Source organism: Frankia sp. CeCAU1 (assembly GCF_977971845.1).
Genome location: NZ_CDWWXA010000014.1, coordinates 40,166 through 42,604 on the forward strand (window position 1 = coordinate 40,166; position 2,439 = coordinate 42,604).

Below are 2,439 nucleotides of genomic sequence, written 5' to 3' on the forward strand. Positions count from 1 at the left end.
ATTGAAAAGGCTCTATGCTGGCTCTTCGAAGTTAAGCGGGGTTGAGGCATCTGCGGGTTCGGCGGGTGGTTGCGCAGCGTGTTCGTAGCCGCTGGTTTTCGGGGTTGCGGTAGCCGAAGGCGTTGCGGGCGTCGAGCTTGACGACCCGGTTGTGGCCTTCGCTGGCGGCGTTGGTGATGCCGCTGTGCGGGAACGCCTCGATGCAGGTCCACCAGGTGCTGATCGTGGTGGCGAGGCGTTCGAGTTCGGGGACGGCGGCGTCGGCGCACCAGGTGTAGAACCTGGTGAGCCGGTAGGCGATCACGGTGCGGGCGGGGTGGGTGCGGGCGAGTGCGAGCAGCGCGCGTAGTTCTTCCTTGGCGATCCAGGCGGTCAGGATCGTCTGGCCGGGTTCGCCGAGGTCGATGAGGGTGTTCCACAGTTTCGTCAGCTGGCGGTCGGTGAGGTTCTCGCGGTTGCGGGTCAGCAGGTTACGGATCTTCCATTCGGGGTCGGTGTCGCGGCCGCGGCGGCCCCGTAGCTGGGTGGTGACCCGGCGGCGGGCCTCTGTGACGGCGTCGTTCGCGAGTTTCACGACGTGGAAGTGGTCGACGACCAGGGTGGCGCCCGGCAGGTAGCGGCGGACCGCGGCGACGAACACCGTGCACATGTCGATCGCCACGTGGGTGATCCGGTCGCGCCAGGACGGTGTCTGGCTGGCCAGCCAGTACGCGACGTCGTCGGCGGTGCGGCCCTCCGACCTGGCCGAGCATGCCCTGCCCGCCGGCCAGGTCGGTGAATCCGACATGCCACCGGTCGGCGAGCACCCGGGTCTTCGCCGGCTCGCCACCCGCCGGGTCGGGCTCGACGGTCTCGGCGGGCGCAGGGACGGCGGGCCCGCCGCCAGCAGGTTCGGGGGACGCCGGTGTGGGAACGCGGTCCGCGGGCCGCCAGCGCGGCCGGCCTCGGCGGGTCTCGTCGATCCCGAGCACGTCCACCGGCGGTGAGGCGGTGTCGGTCAACGGCGCGGCCACGTCGCGCGCCGCGTCCATGACCGTCGGCCAGGACAGCGCAAGGTGCCGCGCGCTGGCTACCACCGTCGCGCAGATCCCGTCGACCACGAGTCGGCCGGCCTGCTCGCGTAGCCGGGTCGTCAACCGTGCCCGCGCCGGCACCGCCGGCAGCGACTCGGTGAACGACCGCTTCGCGCACAGCGGCTCCTGGCAGTACCAGCGGCGTTTGACCCACACCAGTCGCAGGGGGGACGGGCCGTAGCGCAGGTCACGCGGCCGAGTGGTCACGACGCCCTTGACCCTGCGCGCGAACACCCCGCAACCCGGGCACGCCCGCGCTGTCTCGTCCGCGGTCGCAAGCCACACCTGCCGTGTCCTGTCCGCGAGCATCTCGACGCGCGACACCGTCAGACCGTCGATGTCGAGCAACCGCGTCGCGTCATTCGTATGATCGTCCAAGCCCGTAGCTCCGTGGCCTCTCGGTTGCGTCAGGAACAACCAAGATCGCCAGGGGTTGCGGGCGATTCATGTCACGACACGAGGCATGCCACATCAGGTCACAGCAGGCCACGTCGAGCCAACATTACGCACAGTTACCAAACTGGCTGGGGCCTCACGCCCACCCCGGTTAACTTCGAAGACCCAGTAAAGTGGACACCACTTCGAGAGGCACCCCGTCGCGCAGCAGCCGGGTGGCATAGGTATGCCGGTACCAGTGTGGGTCGAAATCGATCCTGGTGCGTTTCCGTAGCCTTTTCACCAGATCGTAGGAAGCCGGGTAGGACAACGCCTGCCCACGCGGTTCGGCGAACAGGTTGACGAACACATAGTCGGAGTCCAGGTCCCCGTACTCGCCATGCAGGTAGTCCGCGTAAAGGCGGACGAGGCCGGCGCTCACCGGGACCATCCGCCGCCCCCGGGATTTCGACCGAGCCCCGTTGTCGTTGTCCCGCGCCACGACAGTGACCTCGCAGGCGGCCGCGTCGATATCATCATGCCGCAGGCCCAGCGCCTCGCCGACCCGCATCCCGGTGTCGTAGAGAACAGCGAACAGGAAACGGTCCCGCAGCCGGGTGCAGGAATCCAGCACAGCCTGCACCTCGGCCGCCGCCAGGACCCGAGGCAGCTTCTTCGCGGTCTTCAACGCGATCACGCGCCGCGGCTGCGGCCTGCCTTTGCCGACGTGATGCAGGAACGGCTTCCACCCACCGCGGCGGCCCGGCGACCCCCACGTCGTCAGCAACTCGCCCAGCTCCACGCCATGACGCACCTGGTAGGCGTAGAACGCGGCCAACGCCGACAGCTTCCGGTTCACCGTCGACGCCGACACCGCCGGCTCCACCGACGACAGCACCGCCACCCGCCCGTCCCGGCCTGCCGCCGGCAGCCGCAACCAGGCCACGAACTCGCCGATGTCCTCCAGCCGCACCTCCCGCCAGTCCAGCCC

3 protein-coding genes and 1 pseudogene are annotated in these 2,439 nt (G+C 69.2%); 1 reads left to right on the forward strand and 3 read right to left on the reverse strand.

The features are described from left to right. Positions 1-31 precede the first annotated feature (31 nt). Entirely contained in the window at positions 32-703 is a 672-nt protein-coding gene (locus AC08OO_RS04835; protein ID WP_235463181.1) for a transposase, read from the reverse strand. Between AC08OO_RS04835 and AC08OO_RS04840 the strand changes: the two genes are divergently transcribed. Beyond that, complete coding sequence (locus AC08OO_RS04840; protein ID WP_035958723.1) at positions 648-986, forward strand: hypothetical protein; 339 nt, start codon at positions 648-650, stop codon at positions 984-986. The two genes, AC08OO_RS04835 and AC08OO_RS04840, sit on opposite strands and share 56 nt — an antisense overlap. A gap of 36 nt (positions 987-1,022) precedes the next feature. Here the strand turns inward: AC08OO_RS04840 and AC08OO_RS04845 are convergent. Continuing rightward, a pseudogene (locus tag AC08OO_RS04845) lies at positions 1,023-1,382 on the reverse strand (transposase family protein); the annotation flags it as partial. Between the two features lie 238 nt (positions 1,383-1,620). After that, on the reverse strand, positions 1,621-2,439 hold an 819-nt coding region (locus AC08OO_RS04850), incomplete at its 5' end, for a tyrosine-type recombinase/integrase (protein WP_476618266.1).

Coding starts and splice junctions, on each gene's coding strand:
- AC08OO_RS04840 (WP_035958723.1), top strand. CDS start 648: ATGTCGATCGCCACGTGGGTGATCCGGTCGCGCCAGGACGGTGTCTGG.